Annotated in this window: 17 protein-coding genes; 5 read left to right on the plus strand and 12 right to left on the minus strand. The window is 65.0% G+C overall.

Annotation, left to right across the window (positions count from 1 at the left end):
• Positions 1-26: 26 nt before the first annotated feature.
• Positions 27-2,201, minus strand: coding sequence for a cyanophycin synthetase (locus ACXZ1M_RS04860; RefSeq protein ID WP_459052063.1), 2,175 nt, complete (start codon positions 2,199-2,201; stop codon positions 27-29).
• A gap of 215 nt (positions 2,202-2,416) precedes the next feature.
• On the opposite strand from ACXZ1M_RS04860, the gene ACXZ1M_RS04865 reads away from it, so the two are divergent.
• Both ACXZ1M_RS04865 and ACXZ1M_RS04870 read left to right on the plus strand, forming a co-directional pair.
• Positions 2,417-4,684 carry a cyanophycin metabolism-associated ABC transporter gene (locus ACXZ1M_RS04865; protein ID WP_459052064.1) on the plus strand — a complete coding sequence of 756 codons (2,268 nt, stop codon included), beginning with the start codon at positions 2,417-2,419 and terminating at the stop codon, positions 4,682-4,684.
• A gap of 4 nt (positions 4,685-4,688) precedes the next feature.
• The gene (locus ACXZ1M_RS04870) at positions 4,689-5,159 is read left to right on the plus strand and encodes a cyanophycin metabolism-associated DUF1854 family protein (protein ID WP_459052065.1); all 471 of its coding nucleotides are present in this window, start codon (positions 4,689-4,691) and stop codon (positions 5,157-5,159) included.
• A 1-nt stretch (position 5,160) separates the two neighbouring features.
• Here the strand turns inward: ACXZ1M_RS04870 and ACXZ1M_RS04875 are convergent, their stop codons facing one another.
• The 8 genes from ACXZ1M_RS04875 to ACXZ1M_RS04910 all read right to left on the minus strand — a co-directional run bounded on the left by ACXZ1M_RS04875 (position 5,161) and on the right by ACXZ1M_RS04910 (position 15,429).
• Positions 5,161-5,790, minus strand: a complete 630-nt coding sequence (locus ACXZ1M_RS04875) for a 2OG-Fe(II) oxygenase (protein ID WP_459052066.1) — start codon at positions 5,788-5,790, stop codon at positions 5,161-5,163.
• Positions 5,791-5,896: 106 nt separating this feature from the next.
• Entirely contained in the window at positions 5,897-7,183 is a 1,287-nt protein-coding gene (gene fucP / locus ACXZ1M_RS04880) for an L-fucose:H+ symporter permease (protein ID WP_459052067.1), read from the minus strand.
• A gap of 38 nt (positions 7,184-7,221) precedes the next feature.
• Entirely contained in the window at positions 7,222-9,750 is a 2,529-nt protein-coding gene (locus ACXZ1M_RS04885) for a glycoside hydrolase family 3 protein (RefSeq protein WP_459052068.1), read from the minus strand.
• Positions 9,751-9,767: 17 nt separating this feature from the next.
• Positions 9,768-11,135 carry a GH1 family beta-glucosidase gene (locus tag ACXZ1M_RS04890; protein WP_459052069.1) on the minus strand — a complete coding sequence of 456 codons (1,368 nt, stop codon included), beginning with the start codon at positions 11,133-11,135 and terminating at the stop codon, positions 9,768-9,770.
• Position 11,136: 1 nt separating this feature from the next.
• Complete coding sequence (locus tag ACXZ1M_RS04895) at positions 11,137-12,411, minus strand: glycoside hydrolase family 5 protein (RefSeq protein ID WP_459052070.1); 1,275 nt, start codon at positions 12,409-12,411, stop codon at positions 11,137-11,139.
• 95 nt (positions 12,412-12,506) lie between these two features.
• Positions 12,507-13,520 carry a LacI family DNA-binding transcriptional regulator gene (locus ACXZ1M_RS04900; RefSeq protein WP_459052071.1) on the minus strand — a complete coding sequence of 338 codons (1,014 nt, stop codon included), beginning with the start codon at positions 13,518-13,520 and terminating at the stop codon, positions 12,507-12,509.
• Between the two features lie 51 nt (positions 13,521-13,571).
• Positions 13,572-14,858, minus strand: coding sequence for an ABC transporter substrate-binding protein (locus tag ACXZ1M_RS04905; protein WP_459052072.1), 1,287 nt, complete (start codon positions 14,856-14,858; stop codon positions 13,572-13,574).
• 196 nt (positions 14,859-15,054) lie between these two features.
• Positions 15,055-15,429, minus strand: coding sequence for a VOC family protein (locus ACXZ1M_RS04910; RefSeq protein WP_459052073.1), 375 nt, complete (start codon positions 15,427-15,429; stop codon positions 15,055-15,057).
• 143 nt (positions 15,430-15,572) lie between these two features.
• Between ACXZ1M_RS04910 and ACXZ1M_RS04915 the strand changes: the two genes are divergently transcribed.
• Genes ACXZ1M_RS04915 through ACXZ1M_RS04925 form a run of 3 tightly spaced genes read left to right on the plus strand, consistent with a single transcriptional unit; the run spans position 15,573 to position 18,056 of the window.
• A complete protein-coding gene (locus ACXZ1M_RS04915) occupies positions 15,573-17,057 on the plus strand; it encodes a pilus assembly protein TadG-related protein (protein WP_459052074.1) in 1,485 nt (494 codons plus the stop codon).
• Positions 17,054-17,485, plus strand: a complete 432-nt coding sequence (locus ACXZ1M_RS04920; RefSeq protein WP_459052075.1) for a TadE/TadG family type IV pilus assembly protein — start codon at positions 17,054-17,056, stop codon at positions 17,483-17,485. Before ACXZ1M_RS04915 ends, ACXZ1M_RS04920 begins: the two co-directional genes overlap by 4 nt.
• Positions 17,472-18,056 (plus strand): TadE/TadG family type IV pilus assembly protein, encoded by a 585-nt coding sequence (locus ACXZ1M_RS04925; RefSeq protein ID WP_459052076.1) that lies wholly within the window; start codon positions 17,472-17,474, stop codon positions 18,054-18,056. Before ACXZ1M_RS04920 ends, ACXZ1M_RS04925 begins: the two co-directional genes overlap by 14 nt.
• A 20-nt stretch (positions 18,057-18,076) precedes the next feature.
• On the opposite strand, the gene ACXZ1M_RS04930 is transcribed toward ACXZ1M_RS04925, so the two are convergent.
• From ACXZ1M_RS04930 to ACXZ1M_RS04940, 3 genes are read right to left on the minus strand one after another with little or no spacing between them, the layout of a single operon-like run.
• Complete coding sequence (locus tag ACXZ1M_RS04930; protein ID WP_459052077.1) at positions 18,077-19,030, minus strand: alpha/beta hydrolase; 954 nt, start codon at positions 19,028-19,030, stop codon at positions 18,077-18,079.
• 11 nt (positions 19,031-19,041) lie between these two features.
• On the minus strand, positions 19,042-21,309 hold the full coding sequence (locus ACXZ1M_RS04935) for a TonB-dependent receptor (RefSeq protein WP_459052078.1): 2,268 nt from the start codon (positions 21,307-21,309) through the stop codon (positions 19,042-19,044).
• Positions 21,310-21,357: 48 nt separating this feature from the next.
• On the minus strand, positions 21,358-22,926 hold the full coding sequence (locus ACXZ1M_RS04940; RefSeq protein ID WP_459052079.1) for a bifunctional 3-(3-hydroxy-phenyl)propionate/3-hydroxycinnamic acid hydroxylase: 1,569 nt from the start codon (positions 22,924-22,926) through the stop codon (positions 21,358-21,360).
• Position 22,927 lies beyond the last annotated feature (1 nt).

Raw genomic sequence — 22,927 nt, forward strand, 5'->3', positions numbered from 1 at the left:
TTTCAATGATGAATATCAGTGAGCTATCAGTGATGGATGCGCTTGGGATTGGCGTCGAAGGTGCGCAGGCCGGCGCCGATCAGCTCCGGCGTCAGGTCCAGCGCCCAGCCGGCGGCAATCGCGGCCAGCACGGCTTCCGGCGGCACCAGCGGCGACAGCGGCAGGCTGCAAATCTCTTCCTGGCCGACGGCCATGACGATGCTGTCCTGCTGCCCGTCCTTGCGCTCGAACACCACGCGCTTGCCTTGCTGGCGGTGCGCGGCGATGGCGGCCAGTTGCTCGCTCACGCCGTAGAAAATCACTTCGCCGTCGCACAGATCGGCCATGTCCACCACTTGCGGATCGGCGGCGTTGAGCACCGCCACGCCGCTCGGCAGCACCACGTCCACCTGCGTGCGCAGCACGTTGTACAGTTTATCCAGGCTCTCGATGTGGAACTCGCTCAGCTCCTCGAAGTCGCTGACGTCGGTCACCACGCCCACCGCGCATTTGTCGTAGGCCAGGCCTTCGCTCAGGATCATGCGCGCGCTCGATTCGAACACGCCCGCTTCCACGTTCTTGTTGAGCAGCAGGCGCTCGCCGGTTTCCCAGTCGCTGAAGCCGTCGCGCGGCAGCAGGCGGCCGTTGACGAACAAGCCGTCGGCGCAAGTGAGGCCGGTTTTCTTGCCGCTGATTTGCAGCAGCCAGGCGATCAGGCGCGCGGCCATGGTGGTGCCATGCTTGCCGGTGATGCCGACGATCGGCATGCGGCCGGTGGCCTCGCCGAACAGGTGGTCGACGATCGCTTCGCCGACGTTGCGCGCTTCGCCCTCGGCCGGCTTGAGGTGGGCCAGCAGGCCCGGACTGGCGTTGACTTCGATGATGGCGCCGCCGGTTTCTTCCAGCGGACGCGAAATGTCGGAGGTCACCAGGTCGATGCCGGCGATGTCCAGGCCGACCACGCGCGCCGCCAGCGCGGCCATGGCCGCCACTTGCGGGTGCACCTTGTCGGTGACGTCGATGGCGACGTTGCCGTTCGGCTGGATCAGCACTTTCTGGCCTTCGGCCGGCACCGAACCATGGGTCAGGTTCTGGCGCTGCAGTTCCAGGATGATCTCGCCCGACTCATTCGGCTTGACGCGGCCGAGCGGGAATTCCTCGGTCTCGCCGCGGCGCGGATCGGTGTTGATCTGGGTGTCGCACAATTCCAGCACGGAGGATTTGCCGTCGCCGGTCACCCACAGCGATTCGCCGGCGGCGGCGGCCACCACGCGGCGGCCCACCACCAGCAGGCGGTGCTCGTCGCCGACGATGAAGCGTTCGACGATCACGCTGCTGCTGTCGCCCTCTTGCGCGGCCAGCGCGTAGGCGGCGGCGATGTCGGCTTCGGTGCTCAGGTTGAGGGAGACGCCACGGCCATGGTTGCCGTCGTAAGGCTTCAGCACCACCGGCAGGCCGATGTCCTGCGCCGCGTCCCACGCCTCGGCGGCGCTCTTGACCAGTTCACCTTCGGGCACCGGCACGCCGCAGGACGACACCAGGGTCTTGGTCAGGTCCTTGTCGCTGGCGATGCCTTCGGCGATGGCGCTGGTATGTTCGGTTTCGGCGGTCCAGATGCGGCGCTGCGCTGCGCCATGGCCGAGCTGCACCAGGTTGCCGTCGGTCAGGCGGATGAAAGGAATCTTGCGCACGCCGGCGGCATCGACGATGTTGCCGGTGCTCGGGCCCAGGCACAGGCTCTCGACCATGTCGGTCAGCTTGGCGACGGTGGCGTCCAGATCGTAAGGCTGATCTTCGATCATGGCCATCAACAGGTCGCGGCCGGCGGCCAGCGCGGCGCGGCCGACTTCTTCCTGGCGCGTGCGGAAGGCCATTTTATACAGGCCGGTGTCTTCGCCGATCTGGCGGGTTTTGCCGAAACCGGTCTTCATGCCGGCCAGGTTTTGCAGCTCCAGCACCACATGTTCCAGGATGTGGCCGGCATAGGTGCCGTCGCGCAGGCGCTCCAGGAAGCCGCCATGCTCGCCCACGCCGCAGCGGTGCACGATGAGCCCCGGCAGGATCGCCGTCAGGCGCTCATACAAACCGGGCAACAAATTCGATGGGAAATTCTCCAGCTCGCCGATATCCAGCCACGCCTCGATGACCGGGCGATAGGTCCAGATGTTGGGGCCGCGCAAGTGGGTCACGCGGAGAACTTCGATGTCTTTCTTCTTGGTCATGTGTTGATTCTTGTAACTTTGTTATCGGCCATTGCGAGCCCGCGTGTATTGTAAACCCTGTATCCCTGCCCCGCTGCTGTGCGGTATACTTGCCGCCAAGCTTGACGCCGCCGCAACCATCCGGTTTTATTGTGTTCTGTCAAATGTTTAATCCCTGACAGAATACCGTAAATAAGCCGTTATAACAGCCCTTTTCCCCCGGAGTACGCCACACGATGACAACCCAACAACTTTCCACCGTATCCAGCCTGAGCGAGCTTCCCGAACGCTGGCGTTCCGAGATACAGGCACAACTTTCCCAAGGGGAAAACGTTGTAAGTGCCCTGGAGGTTGACCTGGATCAGCAACTTCGTTTCGCAAAAGGTGTAATCGCCGTCACCGAGGGCCGGATTCTGGCACGCGCGCCGGGTGCGGCCAAGTGGGAAGCGTGGCCGTTCACGCCCGATCTGACGCTGAAGCATCACGACCACGCCGGCGTCGGCCACCTGGAACTGGTCAACGCGGCCGGCCGCTTGGGCGCCTGGCGCTTCACGCTGGGCCAGAACCTGGCGGCGATCCGCCTGGTCGAACAATTCGACGCCCACCTCGACAGCCACGCCAGCGGCGAGCCCGTGGTGATGGACGATAAAAGCATTTGCCCGAGCTGCAAGGCGCCGATGGAGCCGGACCAGGAGGAATGCCCGGTCTGTACCAAGGTGGTCTACACGCCGCCGTCCACCTGGACCCTGTTCCGCCTGTGGCGCTTCGCCAAGCCGTACAAATGGCAGTTGGCGCTGGGTTTCACGCTGATGCTGCTGTCGACCGGCGCCCACATGATTCCGCCCTACCTCACCATCCCGCTGATGGACAATGTGCTGATCCCCTACCAGAGCGGCAAGGAGGTCGATCCGTCGCTGGTGGCCCTGTACATGTCCGGCCTGGTGGGCGCGGCGGTGCTGGCGTGGATTTTCGGCTGGGCCAAAACCTATGTGCTGGCGCTGGCGTCGGAGCGCATCGGCGCCGACCTGCGCACCTCGACCTATGAACACCTGCTGCAGCTGTCGCTCGAATACTTCAGCGGCAAACGCACTGGCGACCTGATGTCGCGCATCGGCTCCGAGAGCGACCGCATTTGCGTGTTCCTGTCGCTGCACCTGCTGGACTTTTTGTCCGACTGCCTGATGATCGTCATGACCGGCATCATCCTGTTCAACCTCGATCCGTGGCTAGCCGTGTGCACGCTGGCGCCGCTGCCCTTCATCGCCTGGATGATCCACCTGGTGCGCGACCGCCTGCGCACCGGCTTTGAAAAAATCGACCGCGTGTGGGGCGAAGTGACCAACGTGCTGGCCGATACCATACCCGGCATCCGCGTGGTGAAAGCCTTCGCGCAGGAAGCGCGCGAAGCGAACCGCTTCCGCACCGCCAACAAGCACAATTTGGCAGTCAACGACAAGCTCAATAAAGTGTGGTCGCTGTTCTCGCCGACCGTATCGTTCCTGACGGAGCTGGGCCTGCTGGTGATCTGGGTGTTCGGTATCTACCAGGTCTCCAAGGGCAATATCACGGTCGGTGTGCTGACCTCCTTCATCGCCTACGCCAGCCGCTTCTACGGCCGTTTGGATTCGATGAGCCGCATCGTGTCGGTGACGCAGAAATCGGCGTCGGCGGCCAAGCGCATCTTCGACATCCTCGACCACGTGTCGTCGGTGCCGGAACCGGTGAACCCGGTGAAGCTGGACAAGATCGAAGGCAATATCAGCCTGCGCGAAGTCGGCTTCCGCTACGGTAACCGCGCGGTCAATCGCGGCATCAACCTGGACATCAAGGCCGGCCAGATGGTGGGCTTGGTGGGCCACTCGGGCTCCGGCAAATCGACGCTGGTCAACCTGATCTGCCGCTTCTACGACGTGGCCGAAGGCGCGATCCTGCTGGACGGCGTCGACATCCGCACGTTCGCGGTATCGGACTACCGCCGCAACATCGGCCTGGTGCTGCAGGAGCCGTTCCTGTTCTTCGGCACCATCGCCGAGAACCTGGCCTACGGCAAGCCGGACGCCACGCGCGAGGAAATCATCGCCGCCGCGCGCGCCGCGCATGCGCACGAATTCATCCTGCGCCTGCCGCAGGGTTACGACTCGATGGTGGGTGAGCGCGGTCAGGGCCTGTCGGGCGGCGAGCGCCAGCGCATCTCGATCGCACGCGCGCTGCTGATCGATCCGAAGATCCTGATCCTGGACGAAGCCACCGCCTCGGTGGACTCGGAGACGGAAAAAGAAATCCAGCGCGCGCTGGACAACCTGGTGCAAGGCCGCACCACCATCGCCATCGCCCACCGCCTGTCGACGCTGCAGAAGGCCGACCGTCTGGTGGTACTCGATCGCGGCGTGGTGGTGGAGGACGGCCCGCACGATGAACTGATGGCGCTAGAAGGCGCTTACTACCGCCTGTATCAAGCGCAGGCGCGCAATGTCGACGTTGATCTGGACGACAGCAAGGAATAAGACTATGACGACGACTACCTTTGAACTGATCCGCAATTCCTTCGGCCGCCTGGTGCTGACCACCAACGAAGGCGTGGTGCACGAAGGCGTATCGCCGGTGCGCGCCTTCCCGGTGCAGGCGCCCGACGACGGCCTGTCGCTGCTCAACGGCGACGGCAAGGAAGTGGCGTGGATCGAGCGCCTGGGCGACCTGCCGCCGGCGATCGCCGCGCTGGTGGAAGAGGAATTGAGTGGGCGCGAATTCATGCCCGAGATCGCGCGCATCAACAGCGTCACCAGCTACGCCACGCCGTGCACCTGGTCGGTGGCGACCGATCGCGGCGACACCGAGTTCGTGCTGCGCGGTGAAGAAGACATCCGCCGCCTGACGGTGGACACGCTGCTGATCTCAGACATCCACGGCATCCACTACCTGATCCGCGACCTGCGCGAGCTGGACAAGCACAGCAAGAAAATCATCGACCGCTTCCTGTAAATTACAGCTGGTGCGGACGGCGGCGGAACCAGCCGGCCAGCGACAGCCTGTCATGCGTGGCGGGCAGCACTTCGTGCGGCATGTCGGCCGACAGGAACACCACCAGTCGCCCGCCGAGCGGACTGACGTCGCTGGTGGGCGCGTGCAGCGGATGCAGGCGCAGCGCGCCGCCCTGCCCCACCGGCCAATCCGGATTCAGGTAAATCACCACCGACACTGTGCGCAGGTCGTCGTCGCGAAAGCGGTCCAGGTGCTTCTGGTACGAGGCGCCCGGCGCGTAGTGGGCGAAGTGGCTTTCGTAGCTGTCCAGCCCAAGAAAGAACTCCCGGTTCAGCGCCAGCCGCACATTCTCCATGATCAGCAGATAGCTGTCGCAAGCCGCCGAGCGGCCGGGGCGCAGCCACAGAATGCTGTCGCCACGGATCGCCGTGCGCACCGCGCGCGCCGTGCCGCGCCCCACTGCGGCGGGCAGCAGCGCGCCGCCGGCCGCTTCGATACGGCATTCGGCGGCCAGCGCCAGCGTCAATTCATCGGATAAAAAAAGGTTTTGCTGGGACCAGCCATGCAGCGCCAGTCCATTCAAAGTCAGCGGGCTCAAGCAAGGGCCGGCGACGGGGAGTTCATTGGGCATAGGACTCCAGGTGAGCGGGCATGGTAACACCATCCCGCAGCTCCTCCCTACGCGCTCCCATAAAAAAAGCTCCCCGAAGGGAGCTTTTCGACAGCGTAGTGAACGCTTATTTTTCCGAGTACATATTGGCGTATTTCAGGCCGAAGTACAGGATGAACAGGTAGCACGCGGCCGGTACCAGGAAGGACAGCTGCAGATTGATGGTGTCCGCCAGGTAGCCTTGCGCGAACGGCACCAGCGCGCCGCCGACGATGGCCATGCACAGCAAGCCCGAACCCTGGCCGGTCAACGGACCCAGTTTGTTCAGCGCCATCGAGAAGATGGTCGGGAACATGATGGAGTTGAACAGGCCAACCGCCAACAGCGCCCACATCGCCAGATGCCCGCCGCTGAAGATCGCCAGCAGCACCAGCACGATGACCGCCGCCGCATTGAAGGCCAGCGCCTTGCCCGGGCTGACCTTGCGCATCACGGCAAAGCCGATGAAGCGGCCGATCATGGCGCCGCCCCAGTAGAAGCTGACGTAGTGCGCCGCATCGGCCGCCGTCATGCTGACCACGTTCGGGTCGCCCAGGAAGTTGATCAGGAAGCTGCCGATACTGACTTCACCGCCTACGTAAAGGAAGATCGCCACCACGCCCAGCGCCAGGTGACGGTGCTTCAGCACTTCCGAGTAGCCGCCCTGCACCGCAGTGCCTTCCGCATCGACGATCTTCGGCAGGCGTGCCATCGCGAACAGGATCGCCAGCACCAGCAAGGCGCCGGCCAGCGCCAGATACGGACCCTGGACGCTCGCCGCTTCCTTGGCATGGTACGCGGCCTGCTCGGCCGCCGGCAGCAGCGCCAGTTCGGACGAACTCAGAACCACGCCGCCCAGAATCAGCATGCCGCCCAGCGCCGGCGCCACCGTGGTGCCCAGCGAGTTGAAAGCCTGGGTCAAGGTCAGGCGGCTCGATGCCGTCTGCGGATCGCCCAGCACCGTCACGTAAGGATTGGCCGCCACCTGCAGGATGGTAATGCCGCCCGCAAGCACGAAGAAGGCGATCAGGAACAGCGTGTAGCCGCTGGTTGCCGCCGGATAGAACAAGGCGCAACCGGCCGCCGCGATGGTCAGGCCGACCACGGCGCCGTTCTGGTAGCCGATCTTCTTGATCAGCATACCGGCCGGCAGCGAAACGATGAAATAGGCGCCGAAGAAGCAGAACTGCACCAGCATCGCCTGCACATAGGTCAGCGTGTAGACCGCCTTCAGGTGGGGAATCAGCACGTCGTTCAGGGACGTCAGCAGACCCCACATGAAGAACAGGATGGTGACGATGACCAGCGGTCCGGTATTCCCGCCCGCGTGCGACTGCCCGGATGCCACCGGCGCAGTTTGCGAATAGTGTTCCATACTTTTACTTTCTCCTCGTTTTATCGCGATTTATATAATTATTTAAAATCCCCGCACGCCAGCGCATCCTTGTCCTTGGCGGCGCCGCCAACGATTTGAATGTTGGCGAACGTCGCGGCAAACGGAGCGTCGGCACTTACGCTGAATGGCGTGCTCAAAGCCGCCAGGGCCAGGCCACGGTTCGCGAAGCACGACAGAGGGATTTTGACCGTCTGCTTGCCTTTGCCGGCCAGCTGCTGGAATACAGCGCTGGCGTCCAGCTCCACCGTTTCGATGCCGATTTGTACCTTGCCCTGCGGCTCAGCCGACACGATAGCATCAAACTGCAGCGCGCCGTCAGTGCTGGCATACGCCGGCAGCTTGACCGCCTTGCCGGCCTGCGCTTCCAGCTTGGCCGTGCCGGTCCAGGTCAGGCGCTTGGCGTCCTGCTGGGTGTTGATCTGCGCGGTTTCCACCTTCACGGTCGGCAGGTTGAAGACCGCGTTCAGGTCCGCACCCAGGGCCACACGCTGGCCGCCGCTGGTCACGTACAAGGCATAGGTAAAGCGGTCGGTCGGATTGTACACCGGGACGGCCAGCGATTTACCACAGCCGCCTTCAGGATAGCTTTGGTCCAGCAGCGGCACGGTCACCTTGCTGGCGTAGGTCAGGCCGTAGCCGTATTTGAACAACGGATCGTAGTTCGCATCGCCCACGTTCAACGGCGACTGGCAGGCCGATTTCGGCCACGAGAACGACAGCTTGCCGCGGAAGTCCGCGTTCACCTTGCCGTCCGCCTTGAGGAACAGGACATCGGTCACGCCCTTGCCTTCGGTGCCCGGCAACCATGCGGCCACCGCGCTATCGGACAGGTTGAAGATGTCGTTGGTGTACAACGGACGGCCGGTCACCAGCAGCGTCACCACCGGCTTGCCCTTGCCGGCCACCGCCTGCAGCACCGCCAGGTCTTCCGGATGGCGGCCGCTCAAGCGCAGCGTGCCGGCCGGGCCGATGTCGCCATCGCCCTCGGCGTACGGCGTTTCGCCGATCACCGCGATCACCGCATCGAACTTGGCGACGTCGACGCCGGCGGCGGTTTCGCTGTAGGTGACGTTGTCCTTGCCGGCCACTTCCTGGATCGCGCTCAGGATGGTGTCGCTGTACGGATAATCGCTATTCTTGTTGTCGGTGCCCTGCCAGGTCAGCGACCAGCCGCCCGACTGGTTGGCCATGCTGTCGGCGCTCTTGCCGACCACCAGGATCTTCTTGCCGCGCACCAGCGGCAGCACGCCGCCGTTATTCTTCAGCAGCACCAGCGATTCGCGCACGGCCTTGCGCGCCAGCGCGCGGTCCTGCAGCGCTTCCTGCTTGCCGGCGTAGATGTTCTGCGACGGCTTCTTGCCGTCGAACAGACCGGCGCGCAGCTTCACGCGCAGGATGCGGGTCACGGCGTCGTCGATGCGCGACATCGGGATCTCGCCCTTCTCAACTTGCGCGATGGTGTTGGCGATAAAGGTCTTCCACTTCTCGGGCACCATCACCAGATCGACGCCGGCGTTGATCGAGGCGGCGCAGCTGTCTTCGGCGCAGCCGGCTACTTCGGTGATGGCGTTCCAGTCGCTCACCACCAGGCCGTCGAAGCCCATCTTCTCTTTCAGCGCCACGGTCAGCAGCTCGCGGCTGCCGTGCATCTTGCCATGGTCGGTCGCGCCCTTGACGTCGTTCCAGCTATTGAAGGACGCCATCACGGTCTGCACGCCGGCCTGCAGCGCCGGGTAATAGCCCTGCGCGTGGATGTTGATCATCTCGGCCATGGTGGACTGGTTGACGCCACGGTCCTTGCCCTCGTAGGTGCCGCCGTCGCCGACGAAATGCTTGGCGGTGGCCACCACGGTGCTGTCGTCCTTCAGGTTGCCCTGCAGACCCTTGACGTACACGCCCGAGTACTCCTTGACGATGGCCGGATCTTCCGAGAAGCTCTCGTAGGTACGTCCCCAGCGATCATCACGCACCACCGCCAGCGTCGGTGCGAACACCCAGTCGATGCCGGTGGCGCGCACCGCCTTGGCGACCGACTTGGCCATCTCGCCCACCAGCTTGGCGTCGCGCGCTGCGCCCAGGCCGATGTTATGCGGGAACAGCGTGGCGCCGTACATATTCGAGTTGCCGTGCATGGCGTCGATGCCCCAGATGACCGGGATCTGCACCTTCATGTCGGTGCTCATCGAGGCGTCGTAGTAGGCGTCGGCCAGCTTGACCCAGTCGGCGGCGCTGGCGTGCTTGTTATTCTGCGGCCAGCTGCCGCCGCCGTTCAGCACGGAACCGATGTAGTAGGTGCGGATATCTTCCGGCGAGCTGAATTTGATTTCCGGCTGCGTCATTTGGCCGACCTTCTGCGCCAGCGTCATGCCGGCCACGATCTGCTTGATGCGCGCTTCCATCGCCTTGTCCTGCTTGACGGCGCTGGTGATGTGCGGCCAGTCGGCGAGCGGCTTGACGGCGGGTGCGGCGATGACGGCGCTGGCGCCGATGGCCAGGGTGGCGGCCAGCACTGCGCGGCGAAGGATGGTGTTATTCTTGGTATTCATTTTGTCTCCGTTATAAATTAGTTCTGGCCGCGCACGAAGGCGCTGTACCACTCGCCGCTTTGTTTAATAATGCGGCGTTGCGTTGCGTAGTCGATGTAGGTCAGGCCGAAGCGGCGCAGATAGCCCTCCGCCCATTCAAAGTTATCCAGCAGGCTCCAGGCGAAGTAGCCCTTGATCCTGCCGCCGGCGGCGATGGCGTCGCGCATCGCGGCCAGGTGGCGGATCAGGTAATCGCGCCGCGCGGTGTCGGTCACGGCGCCGTCCGCGCCGATGTGGTCGTCGTAGGACGAACCGTTTTCGGTCACGTACAAATCGCCGGTCGGGTAATCGCGCGCCACGCGCTCCAGCAGCGTCACCAATCCTTCCGGCGACACTTCCCAACCGAAGTCGGTGCGCTGGCGGTCCTGCGGATACACGATCCTGGTGCGCAGCGGGTACTCGTCCGGCGCATCCACCACCTCTTCAGGGAAGTAGTAGTTCACGCCGAGGAAATCGCACGGCACGGCGATGACGTCCATATCGCCCGCCGCCACCAGCGGCGCATCCTTGCCCACCAGCGCCAGCGCGTCGGCCGGATAACCGCGGCCGTACAGCGCATCGAGGAACCAGCGGTTGCGCAGCGCGTCGTGGCGCGTCACGGCGGCCAGGTCGGCGGCGCTGTCGGTCGCCGCCTTCACCGGATGCAGGCTCAGTGCGATGCCGACCTGCGCATCCGGCACATTGGCGCGGATCAGCGGCACGGCGCGGCCGTGCGACACCAGCACGTTGTGGCAGACCTGCAGCGCCAGCGGCAAACTCTTGTTGCCCGGCGCGTGCATGCCGTCCCAGTTGCCATGCATGGCGGTGCACCACGGCTCGTTGTGGGTGATCCAGTGCTTGATGCGGTCGCCCAGATGTTTGGTCATCACGTCCACGTACTGCAGATAGGCGTCGATGGTGGCGCGGTTGTTCCAGCCGCCCTGGTCTTCCAGGTACTGCGGCAGATCCCAGTGATACAGCGTGCACCACGGCTGCAGGCCGCGCGCCAGCATGCCGTCCACCAGCTTCGAATAGAAGGCCAGACCCTTGGCGTTCGGCTCCGCATCCACGCCGTTGAAGATGCGCGTCCACGCGATCGAGAAACGATAGGAATTCAGGCCCATGGACTGGGCCAGGTCAAGATCCTGTTCCCAATGGTGATAGTGGTCGCAGGCGATTTCGCCGGTGGAGCCGTCGCGGATTTTGCCCGGCGTGGCGGCGAAGGTGTCCCAGATCGACGGCACGCGGCCGTCAACGGCGGCCGCGCCTTCAATCTGGTAGGCGGATGTGGATACCCCCCAGAGGAAATCGCTGGCAAAGTCGGAGCGCTTGATCGCCGTAGGCAGGTCAGTAAGAATCATGGTCATGTTATTTAGCGAAGGGAGTAGGCGGTACGGTGGCGTTCATCCATTTGATGGCGGTTTGCTGCGGCTGATACGGCACGCTGCCGTACAAGCGGAATAACTTTTCGATGTCGGCCAGCGGGGCCTTGGTGAAATCGAGTTTGGGAATGGCGGCGCCGGGCGCGTTGGTGACCAGGCCCCAGGTGCCCTTACCCTGCCCGCCCTTGTTGGTCAAGACCTTCCATGCCCACGCGGTCGAGGCCCAGCCGTTGGCGACGTAGGTGTCGTAAGTCACGCGCATCACCTGGCCGCCGTGCTCCGCGCCCATGAAGGCCCAAGGCTGGAATTCGCCGACGAAGAAGGCGGTGTTCAGGCCTTCCAGCTTGGTCTTCCATTTGCAAACGTTGTCACCCTCGCCCGCGCATTGCAGCCAGCCTTTGTGCACGTCCAGTCCCGGTTTGCCCCAGCCGAAGTGGCCCGGATACGGATGCATCTCGAAGGCGACATTGCTCATACCATGCTCGGACGGTTTGCCGTAAGCGTCGATGCCCAGGTTATGGCCCGGCAGGATGATGACGTGGTTCTGATCGATCTCGCGGATCGCCTTGTACAGCGTGCCCATGACGACGGCCAGGTTCTCCGGCGTGGTGCCCCACGGTTCGTTCAGGATGCTGTAGCCGGCCACCGCGCTGCGGTCCTTGTAGCGCGCGGCGATCTGCTGCCACAGCCAGATGGTGCGCTCCTGATATTCCGGCGTGTCCCAGTATTTGTTCTTGCCGGCGCAGCCGCTGTGATGTTCCCAGCCCTGGCTGCCGACGGCGCCGTGCAGGTCGAGGATCACATAGATGCCGCGCTTCTCGGCTTCGGCGATCACGCCGTCCAGGTATTTCCAGGCGTCGGCGCGCAGCTGGCGCGGATGCTTTTCGTCTTCCACCACGCTGTAGATGAACGGCAGGCGCACCAGGTTCAGATTCATTTTCGGCAGCAAATCCCAGTCGCGCTGCTTGATCCAGTTATCGCGGAACAGCGTGTACAGGCGCTGACGCTCCTCGTAACCGAAACGCTGGTCGAGCACCGCCTCCAGCTTGCACTGATCGTCGACGGCCTTGTTTTCCTGCCCCATCATCCAGAATTCCTGGATCAGGTAATTGCCCAGATTGACGCCGCGCAACGCCGGCTGTTTGCCGTCGGCGCCGAGCCATTTGGTGCCCTCCGTGTGCAGCATCGGCAGGGCCTGCTGCGCCTGTGCATGCGCGCAGGCCAGCCACACGGCGGTGCCCAGCAATCTTTTTATCGTCATAGCGTCTCCGAACAATGGACCCAGTGGAATCGTTTCCAAATATACCGCAAAAAAAGAGCACGCGACCAGCACCTGCCCTGTTTTTTTACTTCCTTTTACGCCTGCGGCGGTGGCGCCAGCGAGGCCCTTTGCGCCACGTGCAGCCGGTATTCCCGCACCACCGGACGCTCCATCCCGTAACACTGGTTGAGCAGGTAGTTCAAGCCGTTCATGGTCATCTCGCTCCACGGGATATGCACGCTGGTCAGCTGCGGCGCGGTGAATTCCGCGCTGTGCGTATCGTCGTAGCCGAGCACCGACACCTGCTCCGGCACCCTGACCCCGGCCTTCTGGAACATGGACAAGGCCCCTACCGCCATTTCATCATTGGCGCAAAACACCGCCGTAAATTCCTCGCCCGACTGCAGCAGCTTTTCCGCGCACGCCAGGCCGCCTTCCGGCGTGAACTCGCCGTCGGCCATCCACATGCCGGCGGTAGCCACGCCCGCCGCCTCCAGCTCCGCCTTGAAGCCAGCGATACGCTGCAGGTTGTCCGGCGCCGCCGCGCGGCCCGCGATCACCGCGATCTTGCGGTGGCCCAGTTCCAGCAGCGTGCGCGCCGCCAGCCGTCCGCCGGCGTCGTGGTCCACCGTGAAGCACTGCTCCGAGATGCTGCCGAAGTCCTGGTTGATCACCACCACCTTGGACTGGTACGGCCCCAGCGCCACGAAATCATCGTCCTCCATCACATTGCTCATCACGATCAAGCCATCGCTGCCACGCTCGATCAGGAAGTTCACGCCTTCAATGGCCTGGTTGCGCGCATCGCCGTCACCAACGCCGAAAGCCACCACCATGTTCAGCCCCGCCGCCCGCAGCGCGGTGTAGATCGACTGCAAAATCGGCGTGTAGAACGTCCCGCTCAAATACGGTATGTAGACGCCGATCATCTGCGAACTGCCGGACAACAAGGAACGTGCCGCGTGCGAAGGCCGGAAATCGAGTTCCTCGATCGCCGCGCGCACCTTGTCGATGGTGGCCTGCGATACCGATCCCTTGCCGCTAACAACGCGCGAGGCCGTGCCCAGCCCCACACCCGCCAGCCGGGCTACGTCTTTGATGGTTGCCACAAGTTCCTTTATCCGTTCTGTCTACGCGGCGGCAAGGATAACGCGCCCCCGTCAATCTTGCAACGCCGCGACGATGCCCTTTTGCGCCTTCTCCACCGGCATGCGCGTGTTCCAGTAGGTGGTCAGCACGTCCTGCAGCGCGCCGTTCTGGTCCGGTGTCAGGAACACTTCGATCATGCCGACCGCGCGCGTCTTTTCCTTCATGATCGCCATGCCGGCCTGCGCGCAAATGTCCATGCTCGATGCGTCGACGTTGCTGAGGATCGGCAGCGAACCCTTGATCTTGTTGAACTCCAGCTGCGCGGCCGGCGCCAGCATGCTGGTGGCCAGCAGTTTCTGCGCCTGCACCGCCTCCGGATTTTTGGTTTTCGGGAACACGAAGGCATCGCCCTGGATCAGGTAAGGCACGTTGGCGCCCAACCCAGGAATGCAACCAAAGTCCTTGCCGGCGGTCTGCCTGGCGGCGGCGAATTCGCCCTTGGCCCAGTCGCCCATGATCTGCACGCCGGCGCGGCCGCGTATCAGCATGGCGGTGGCGTCGTTCCAGTTGCGGTTGGGCGAGCCGGCGTCCACATAGCTTTGCAGGCGCTTGAAGGCCAGCAGCACTTTCTTGAACGCTTCCGAGTTGATGGCCTTGGGCGAGCGGTCGCGCAGCACCTGCAGGTACAGCTCCTTGCCGCCGACGTTGGCCAGCATGGCCTGGAACAGGATGTTCTCCTGCCACGGCTGGCCGCCGTGGGCCAGGCCGACCAGGCCGGCCGCCTTCAGCTTGTCCAGCGCGGCGAACAGTTCGTCCGGCGTGGCCGGTTCCTTGGCGATGCCGGCCTTCTGGAACGCGGCCTTGGAATACCATATCCAGGTCGACATATGGATATCGACCGGCACCGCGTAGAAGTGGCCCTTGACCTTGATGACGTCCAGGATCGCCTGCGGCATCAGCTGGTCCCAGCGGTCGCGCACGGCGATGTCGTCGACGTTGTTGAGCGAACCCTGGTCGATCAGGTCGCGGAATTGTTTGGTGGTGTTGAACTGGGCGGCCGTCGGTGGATTGCCGCCGACGATACGGTTGATGGCCACCGCCTTGGCCTGGTCGGCGCCGGCGATGGCGGTGTCGCCCCAGACGCCGCCGGCGGCGCGGTAGGCGTCGGCGAACTTGCGCACGGCGGCCGATTCGCTGCTGGAGGTCCACCAGTGCATCACTTCCGCGCGGGGCGCGGCCGCCGTGGCAGCGGCGGCGACGTCACCGGCGCCGGCGGCAAAGGTCAGCGCCGTCGCCAGCGCCAACGCGGCCGGCAAGGTCCCGGCGCGGCGCGCGCGGCCCGTGGTGTGCTTGTCCATCCAGTCTCCGTATATTTTTTTATCTTTCCAGATACTACCGTCTTCCGCAGGCAAAAAAACCGGCGCCGGCCCAGGCGCCGGTAACTTCGCGGGGCGAAGAGACGACGGCGAGATTGGAAACGTTACCAATCTTGCGCCAAATATAGCATCCATTGATTTTGAGTGTCAACGGAAATGGCGGACCAGGCCGCCAAAATTACATTTCCAGCGCCATCACGCGCAGGCGGTGGCCGTCGCGGTCGAGCGCCACGAAGGTGTAGCCGAAATCCAGCGCCGTCGGACGCTGGGCGATGGTCAGCCCTCGCGCCGACCAGTCCGCGTACATATCGTTGACCACGCTGCGGTCGGGTACGGGAAACGCCAGCTCGCTGCCGCCGCCCGAGGCCAGCACCTTGGGCTCGGCCGTGTGGCGCGACCACAGGCCGAGCTTGAGCCCTGACGGCAGCACGAACAGCACGAAGGTGGGCGAGGATTTGACCGGTTGCAGGTCCAGCAGGTCGGCATAGAAGGCGCCGCTGACGGCGGGCTGGTCGACATACAGCAGCACGTAGTTGGGGTGGTAGGCGCTCATGGGATGCTCCGTTCAAAGTTGACAATGCAACCATCTTACGGCCGCCTCATGACAGTTTCTGTCAGTAGCCTGCTTGCGCCGAATCAAGAGCAAATATTTCCTACTGGATAGAATCGAGCGGTCAGTCCATCCAGGAGACGCGCATGCGCACTCGCCGCCCGCCGCACCATCCTTGCCAGCGCCAGCGCGGCGCCATCCTGATCATGTTTGCCGTGATGGTGCTGATCTTGCTGAGCATGGCCGGGATGGCGCTCGACCTGGCCATGGCCTACAACCGCAAGACCGAGCTGCAGGCGCTAGCCGACGCCGTCGCCCTGGCGGCCGCGCGTGAACTGAACGGCACTGCGGCCGGCATCGACAATGCCGTCGCCGCCGCCGAAACCGCCGCCGCCAACTTCAGCTATCACTACAACACCCAGCCGATACCCTGGTCCAGCGCGGCGCTGAGCTTTGCCGCCGCGCCCGGCACGCCGGACGCCGCCTGGACCAGCGCCGGCAGCGCCGCCACGGCGCCGGCCAGCCTGCGCTACGCCAGGGTCGACACCGCCGCGCTGGACGATCTCGACGGCAGCCTCAACAACATCCCCTCGATCTTCATGCGCGCCAACGCCGGCGCGCCCACCACCTTGCGGGCCTCGGCGCGGGCGGTGGCCGGCCGCATGACTATTCCGGTGACGCCGCTGGCCATCTGCGCCCAGGCCGGCACGCCGGCGGCCATGCGCGCCAACAGCGCCAACCCCGCCTACAACGAGCTGGTGGAATTCGGCTTCCGCCGGGGCGTCGGCTACAACTTGATGAACCTCAATCCGAACGGCCCGACGCCGGAGAACTTCCTGATCGATCCGCTGTCGCCGCCGGACACGGCGGGCTCGCCGGCCAACTTCAGCACCGCCGTGGTCGGCCCCTTCGTCTGCGCCGGCACCATGCTGATGGCCGGCGTCACCGGCGGCACGCTCAATGTCCAGCGCAATTTTCCGCTGTCGAATTTGTACACCCACCTGAACTCGCGCTTCGACAACTACACCGGCAACGCCTGCGCGCCCGAGGGTGCGCCACCCGACACCAACATCAAGCAATATGCCTACGCCAGCATCAGCTGGATGTCGCCGGCGGCGGCCGCCCAGAGCGCCGCCGCCTGGACCGACAGCGGCATCCGATTACGCACCCGCGCCGATCCCCTGCCCGGCCCCGCCGGCACCACGGCGGCGCAATACGGCCCCTTGTGGGCGTACGCCAAGGCGGTGCCGTACTCGGCCTACGTGGCCGCGCCGGTGGAGCCGGCCGCCGGCTACACCACCTTCTCCACCGCCGCCTGGTCCACGCTGTACACGCCGGGGCCGCCGGCCGCCCTCAGCTACCCCTCGCTCACGCTCGCGGCCACGCCCTATACCACCAACAACAGCACCTACGCCCTTGCTCCCAGCCGCACCGGCCTGCCCAGGCGGCGGGTGCTGAATGTCGCGTTGCTGGCCTGTCCGGTGCCGGCCGGCGCCACCGCCAACGCCACCGTGCTGGGCGTCGGCCGCTTCTTCATGACGGCGCCGGCCAGCGCCACCGCCCTCAACGCCGAGTTTGCCGGCGCAACCCCGGCGGCATCACTGGCCGGCACCGTGGAGCTACAACGATGAAACGTGAACGCGGCGCCGTGGCGCTGGAACTGGCCCTGGTCGTGCCGACACTGATGGTGTTGCTGGTGGTGGTGCTGTACTACGGCCGCCTGGCCTATCACTACGAGATTGCGCAGAAATCCGTGCAGGCGGGCACGCGCTACCTTTCCAGCGTACCGTCGGTGAATTTGAGGACGTCCGCCTCGGCGCAATACGAAAGCGACCTCGCACAGACCATCGTGCAAACCGAAATGGCCTCATTGGACAGCACCGCCACCGTGGTCGTCACGTGCAATAGCGTGCCGTGCAACGTGCTTAACGGCGTGGTGCCGGCCACGATTTCGATCACCGTGATTGTCGAGGTACCGAATATTTTCCCCGGCTACGGCGACGAACTGGGGACCCAGCAACTGTTCATCGCCCGCAGTGTGCGCTATGTGGGCAACTAAACCCCGGCCGCAAGGCGGCGCCACCCTGGCCGAATTCGCGCTGTGCGTGCTGGTGTTTCTGGGCGTGCTGTTCTTTGTGCTCGAGGCGATGCGGGCGATGTATATGTGGAACACCTTGCAGGAAGTCACGCGCCGCGCCGCGCGCGCCGCCGCCATCGGCGACTTCAGCGATCCCGCCGCCATGAATGCGATCCGCCAGGCGGCGGTGATGCGCGACAGCGCGGGCACGCTGCCGCTGGGCACGCCAGTAACCGACGCCCACATCCGCATCGACTACCTGTCGCTGACGCGCAACGCGGACGGCAGCCTGTCGATGACGACTATCCCGGCGGCCAGCCTGCCGGCGTGCCCGGTACGCGCACACCTCAACTGCATCGCCAATCCCAACGGCGCCAGCTGCATCCGCTTCGTGCGCGCCCGGCTGTGCGCACCGGGCGGCGCCGGCTGCGATGCCGTCAACTACGAACCGCTGTTCCCGTTGTCGGGCATCAGCCACACGCTGTCCCAGGCCACCACCATCGCCAAAGCAGAATCGCTGGGCTACCAGCCGGGCGCCGCCATCTGCCCGTGAGGGCGGCCAAGGCACTGCGCTCAGGGCACCATCTTCACGCCGTGCAGCCACTGGACGAAATGCTCGGTCCAGTGGTCCGCGCTGGTGCCGACCGGGCGCATGCTGAAGCCATGCTCGCCGGCCGAATACACATGCAGCTCGGCGGAACGCCCGGCGGCACGCCACGCTTCGAAGATCGGCACGCCGGCATACGCCATGATGCCGTCGTCGGCGGCCAGCGCCACGAACACCGGCGGCGCATCCTTCGGCACCGGCCGGTCCGGCCCCGCGCCGTAGATGGAACCGGCGAAATCGGGCCGGCTGGCGGCGTCGTAGCCGGTGGCGACATTCATCGCCGTCATGCCGCCGGCGGAAAAGCCGATGATGCCGATCCTGGCCGGATCAACGCCATACTCGCCCGCATGGGCGCGCACCCAGCGCACCGCCGCCAGGCCATCCTCCTGCGCCAGTAGGATGCCCTTGGTCTCGGCGAAGTCGACATGCGTGCGGTTCGGCTTACCGTTGCGCATGCGGTTCTCCACCACATCCAGGAAAGCCTTGCCGTCCTTGGGCGTCTGGTCGACGCGGTACTTCAGCACGAAGCTGGTGATGCCGCGTTCGGCCAGATACTTCGCCACCAGGATGCCCTCGTTGTCGAAGGCGAGGCTGAGGAAGGCGCCGCCCGGCGCGATGATCACCGCCGTGCCATTGGCCTTGCCGGCCGCCGGCCGCACCGGATACAGCGCCGGTTGCGTCACATTGCGCACCACCCGGTGGCCGAACATATTGACCCAGTCCTCGCTGCCGGCGGATCCCGCAGCCGTCAGCGCAATCGACGGCTCGGTCGCGGCGGCGATCGGCTGCGGCGGGTGCGCGGCCAGGAAGGCCGTCATGTCCTGCATGGTGAGCGGCTTGCCGCCGGGCTGCTGCGCGCACGCAGGAGCCGACAGCGCCACGCTGACCAGAAGTGCTGCGATCGCACGTTTCTGCATCATGGCTTCCCCTCTCAGAAGCGATAGTCGACGGTGACGCCGACGCGGCGGAACGAGTTGTCGCCCAGGCTGTAGGCGAAGCCCGAACCGGCGCCCTTGCCTGGCAGCGGATACAGGATGCCGTTCGGCGCGCGCGTGTCGTTCAGGTTGCGGCCGTACAGCGTGGCGCTCCACTTGTTGTCCGGCGAATTGAGCGTCAGGCGCATCGAAGAAATCGTGTGGCCACGGAAGCTGCACTCGACATCGTTCAGGTTACAGAAACGCACGCGACTCTTGTAGACCAGGTCACCACCGAGCTTCAGCTCATAGTCGCCCGGCAGTTCCCAGCTGTAGTCGGCCGACAGCGTGGCTTTCTGCTTCGGCGAATACAGCAGGCGCTGGCCGCCGACGTTGCTGTTGTCGAACACGAAGCCGGTCGGATATGCCGTATCCAGGATCACGGCAAGGCTCATGCCCAGTTGCAGCGCCGGCACGGGACGCGCGCGGATGTCGGCCTCGAAGCCCTTGCTGATCACCTCCGGCACGTTGACCGGGATGCAGCTCAGCGCGCCCACCGAGGTCAGGGTGCAGTTCTGCTCCTGGAAGTCCTTGATCTTGGTGTGGAACACGGCCAGGTCCACATCCAGGCGGCGGTTCAGGTAGGACAGCTTGGTGCCCAGCTCCAGGCTGGTCGGCAGTTCCGGCTTGACCAGGTTGCCCTTGTAGTTACCGGCGACGGTGGCGGCGCTGACCGGCGATTCATTGTCGATCTGCGGGCCCTTGTAGCCACGGCTCAGGGTCGCGTAGACATTGGCGTCCTTCGACAGCGTGTGCTGCAGGCCGACCTTGCCGGAGACGTTGGTCTCGGTGGCGGCGCCGGCGGCGGTGTTGACGGTGGCCGGCAGGGAGAAGCCGGTGAAGCTCACCACGCTGGACTGCTGGTAGTCACTGCTGACGCTGTCGCGGGTGTAACGCAGGCCCATGATCAGGCTGGTGGCGTCACTCAGGCGGAAGGTGGTCTGGCCGAACAGCGCCTTGGTGGTCAGCTTGGCCTGCTCCATCGAGTCGGTGACGATGGAACGCGGCACCGGCGGCGACGGCAGCACAGGATTCGGCAGGATGGAGGTGATGGTGCGGCGGTCGACGTCGGAATCGGCGTAGAACGCCCCCACCACATACTCGAACGGCTGCTTGGCCGGCGAAGCCAGGCGCAACTCCTGCGAGAACTGCTTCACATCCTGGTACGGCGTGTAGTTGCGCACCTTGTCGTAGCCCTGCGACATATCGATCGTCACCTGGTTCGGACCGACTTCGCGCTTGCGGTAGGCGGTGATCGAGGTCAGCGTGTTGCCGTTGCCGAGGCTCCAGTCAACCTGTCCGGAGAAACCGCGCACCTGGGCGCGGGTCAGTTCCGGGCCGTCCGAGCACACCTGGTTGTTGGTCTTGGAGACCGTCACGCCGCAGGCGGCGAATTCCGCCAGCGGCTTGTGGTTGCCGGCGGTGTTGCTGGCGTAGGCCACGGCCGGCGCGAAGAACACCGCGTTCTCGGCACGCGTGTTGGACGCTTCGGCGATCAGGTTGAATACCAGGTCGCTGTTCGGCTTGAGCAGGTAGCGGATGCGCGCGCCGCTGTTCTTGGTCAGGCTGTCCTTGTCGGTGAAGACGTTGTGGTATACGCCCTCGTTACGTTCGGTCAGGCCGGAGATGCGCAATGCCGAAATATCGTTGATCGGGATGTTGGTGGTGGCGCGCACTGCGGCGCCGTGATTGCCCTTGTACTCCAGCTGCACATTGCCGCTCATGTCACCGATGATCGGCGCCTGGGTCGACATGTTCAGCACACCGGCCGATGCGTTCTTGCCGAACAGGGTGCCCTGTGGACCGCGCAGCACTTCCACCCGCGCCAGGTCCAGCATCAAGCCACTGGCGGTCGAACCTTGCGGCACGCCGTCCACCACCACGCCGACCGAGCTCTCGGCCGAAATCGTCATCACGGCGGTGCCGATGCCACGGATCGAGGCGCTGCCGCCAGGGCCCGCGTTGGTGTTCGGATCGCCGAATTCCAGCGCGGCGGCGGTCTTCGACAGATCGCTGATGTCCTTGACGCCGGCGCGCTCCAGCTGCGTGGCGTTGACCACGGTGATCGCCACCGGTACTTCCTTGATGCTCTGGCTGCGCTTTTGCGCCGTCACGACCACGGTTTCGATTTCGGACTTGCTGTCCGACTTGGTGTCCGCCTGGGCGTAGGCCGGCTGCCAGATCGCGGCGAGGCTCATGCTCAGAATGGTGAGTTGGGTTTTCATGTTTGTCTCCTGTTATTGTGTAGTGAGTACGGATTTGTAATGGACGGCTTAAACAGTTGCGGTGCGCGCCTCCCAGTCGTCAAGCAGCGCGGCCAGGGCCTCGCCGGTGGCGGCTACGCCATAAACGTAATGATCGGGACGAACGATCGCCGCGCAGCAGGCGAAACGCGCAAACCATGCGGCCAGCACGCCGTCGCATTCCGTCTCAGGGCCGACGTGCACCAAAGTGCCGAAGGCGTCCACGCGCGCCGCCAGCGCCGGCGGCAGCGACCAGGCGGGCAAGCTGGTGACCACGCGCCAGCCGCAGCCGGCCAGTTGATCCATCAGCTGCGGACCCTGCGCATGGTGCAGGCGTGGTTGCGGGAACAGCGTACCGACGCCGCTCTTCGGCGCCAGTTCGATGCCGTCGCCGCCGCCGGCCAGCAGGCCTTGCTCCAGCGGCGGAATGATGTCCTGCCGCGCCATGGTGCGGATCTCGCCGCCGGCGGCAGCAATCAGGCCGGCATCACGTTCGCGGGCGCGCTGCGGATCGCGCTCGCAGATCACGCGGCCGATGTCCTTGATGCGCGCGGTCAGCCGGCGCACGTGGGCGCCGCGTTCCTTGCCGTAGCTGTCCAGCAGCGCGTCGCCGCCCTTGCCTTCCAGCGCGGCGCGCAGCTTCCACACCAGGTTGGCGACGTCGCGCACGCCCTGGCACATGCCCTGCCCCAGGAACGGCGGCTGCTGGTGCGCCGCATCGCCGGCGATGAACACGCGGCCGTTGCGCCACTCGCGCGCCACCAGCGCATGGAAGCGGTAGCTGGCCTGGCGCCACAGCGCGCCGTCGTCCGGCGTGATCCAGCGTTTCAGCACGCTCCACGCGCCTTCCTCGGTCGCCATGTAGGCCGGGTCTTCACCCGGCAGCAGCGAAATCTCCCAGCGCCGATGCATGCCGGGGCCGATCACGTAGGTGCAGGGACGCGCCGGTTCGCAATACTGCACGCTGGTCTTCGGCAGCTTGGCCAGGCCACGTTCATTGATCTGCACATCCACCACCAGCCAGGGCTCGTCGAACTCCAGATCCTCCAGCGTGATGCCGACGGCGTCGCGTACCGTGCTCGAAGCGCCGTCGCAGCCGATGACATAGCTGGCGTGGACGCTGCGCTGCGCGCCTTCGTCGTCCATCAACAACAGCGTAGCCTGGTCGGCGTCCTGGCGCAGCGTGGCCAGACGCTGGCCCAGCGCCACCGTCACCGACGGCAGCGCCGCCACGTGGGCACGCAGCACGCGCTCCACTTCCGGCTGGGTGAACACCATCGACGGCGTGTGGCCCAGCGGGTAAGGCGGCGCCACCGTCGCCAGGCGCTTGATCAACTGGCCGTCGGCGCCGTAATACTCGGACGGCGTGAACGGCTCGCAGTAGCGCGAGATTTCTTCATCCAGGCCCAGTTGCTGGAACACGCGCATGATCTCATGATCGAGGGCGATGGCGCGCGGCCGGTCGTACACGGTGAGGCTGCGGTCCACCACCAGCGTGCGCACGCCGGCCTGTCCCAGCAGCGCCGCCGCAACGGCGCCCGACGGTCCAAAGCCGACGATGGCGACATCATAGCGGGCGTTGTCTTGCAGGCCGCTCATC

The sequence above is a fragment of the Duganella paludis genome, from assembly GCF_054461335.1.

What these genes read in the sequence shown, in the direction of transcription:
- ACXZ1M_RS04865 (WP_459052064.1), top strand. Translation starts at nt 2,417, where the DNA reads ATGACAACCCAACAACTTTCCACCGTATCCAGCCTGAGCGAGCTTCCC.
- ACXZ1M_RS04910 (WP_459052073.1), bottom strand. Translation starts at nt 15,429, where the DNA reads ATGAGCGCCTACCACCCCAACTACGTGCTGCTGTATGTCGACCAGCCC.
- ACXZ1M_RS04885 (WP_459052068.1), bottom strand. Translation starts at nt 9,750, where the DNA reads ATGAATACCAAGAATAACACCATCCTTCGCCGCGCAGTGCTGGCCGCC.
- ACXZ1M_RS04930 (WP_459052077.1), bottom strand. Translation starts at nt 19,030, where the DNA reads ATGATGCAGAAACGTGCGATCGCAGCACTTCTGGTCAGCGTGGCGCTG.
- ACXZ1M_RS04895 (WP_459052070.1), bottom strand. Translation starts at nt 12,411, where the DNA reads ATGACGATAAAAAGATTGCTGGGCACCGCCGTGTGGCTGGCCTGCGCG.
- ACXZ1M_RS04860 (WP_459052063.1), bottom strand. Translation starts at nt 2,201, where the DNA reads ATGACCAAGAAGAAAGACATCGAAGTTCTCCGCGTGACCCACTTGCGC.
- ACXZ1M_RS04920 (WP_459052075.1), top strand. Translation starts at nt 17,054, where the DNA reads ATGAAACGTGAACGCGGCGCCGTGGCGCTGGAACTGGCCCTGGTCGTG.
- ACXZ1M_RS04875 (WP_459052066.1), bottom strand. Translation starts at nt 5,790, where the DNA reads ATGCCCAATGAACTCCCCGTCGCCGGCCCTTGCTTGAGCCCGCTGACT.
- ACXZ1M_RS04925 (WP_459052076.1), top strand. Translation starts at nt 17,472, where the DNA reads ATGTGGGCAACTAAACCCCGGCCGCAAGGCGGCGCCACCCTGGCCGAA.
- ACXZ1M_RS04935 (WP_459052078.1), bottom strand. Translation starts at nt 21,309, where the DNA reads ATGAAAACCCAACTCACCATTCTGAGCATGAGCCTCGCCGCGATCTGG.
- ACXZ1M_RS04905 (WP_459052072.1), bottom strand. Translation starts at nt 14,858, where the DNA reads ATGGACAAGCACACCACGGGCCGCGCGCGCCGCGCCGGGACCTTGCCG.
- ACXZ1M_RS04890 (WP_459052069.1), bottom strand. Translation starts at nt 11,135, where the DNA reads ATGACCATGATTCTTACTGACCTGCCTACGGCGATCAAGCGCTCCGAC.
- ACXZ1M_RS04915 (WP_459052074.1), top strand. Translation starts at nt 15,573, where the DNA reads ATGCGCACTCGCCGCCCGCCGCACCATCCTTGCCAGCGCCAGCGCGGC.
- ACXZ1M_RS04940 (WP_459052079.1), bottom strand. Translation starts at nt 22,926, where the DNA reads ATGAGCGGCCTGCAAGACAACGCCCGCTATGATGTCGCCATCGTCGGC.
- fucP (WP_459052067.1), bottom strand. Translation starts at nt 7,183, where the DNA reads ATGGAACACTATTCGCAAACTGCGCCGGTGGCATCCGGGCAGTCGCAC.
- ACXZ1M_RS04870 (WP_459052065.1), top strand. Translation starts at nt 4,689, where the DNA reads ATGACGACGACTACCTTTGAACTGATCCGCAATTCCTTCGGCCGCCTG.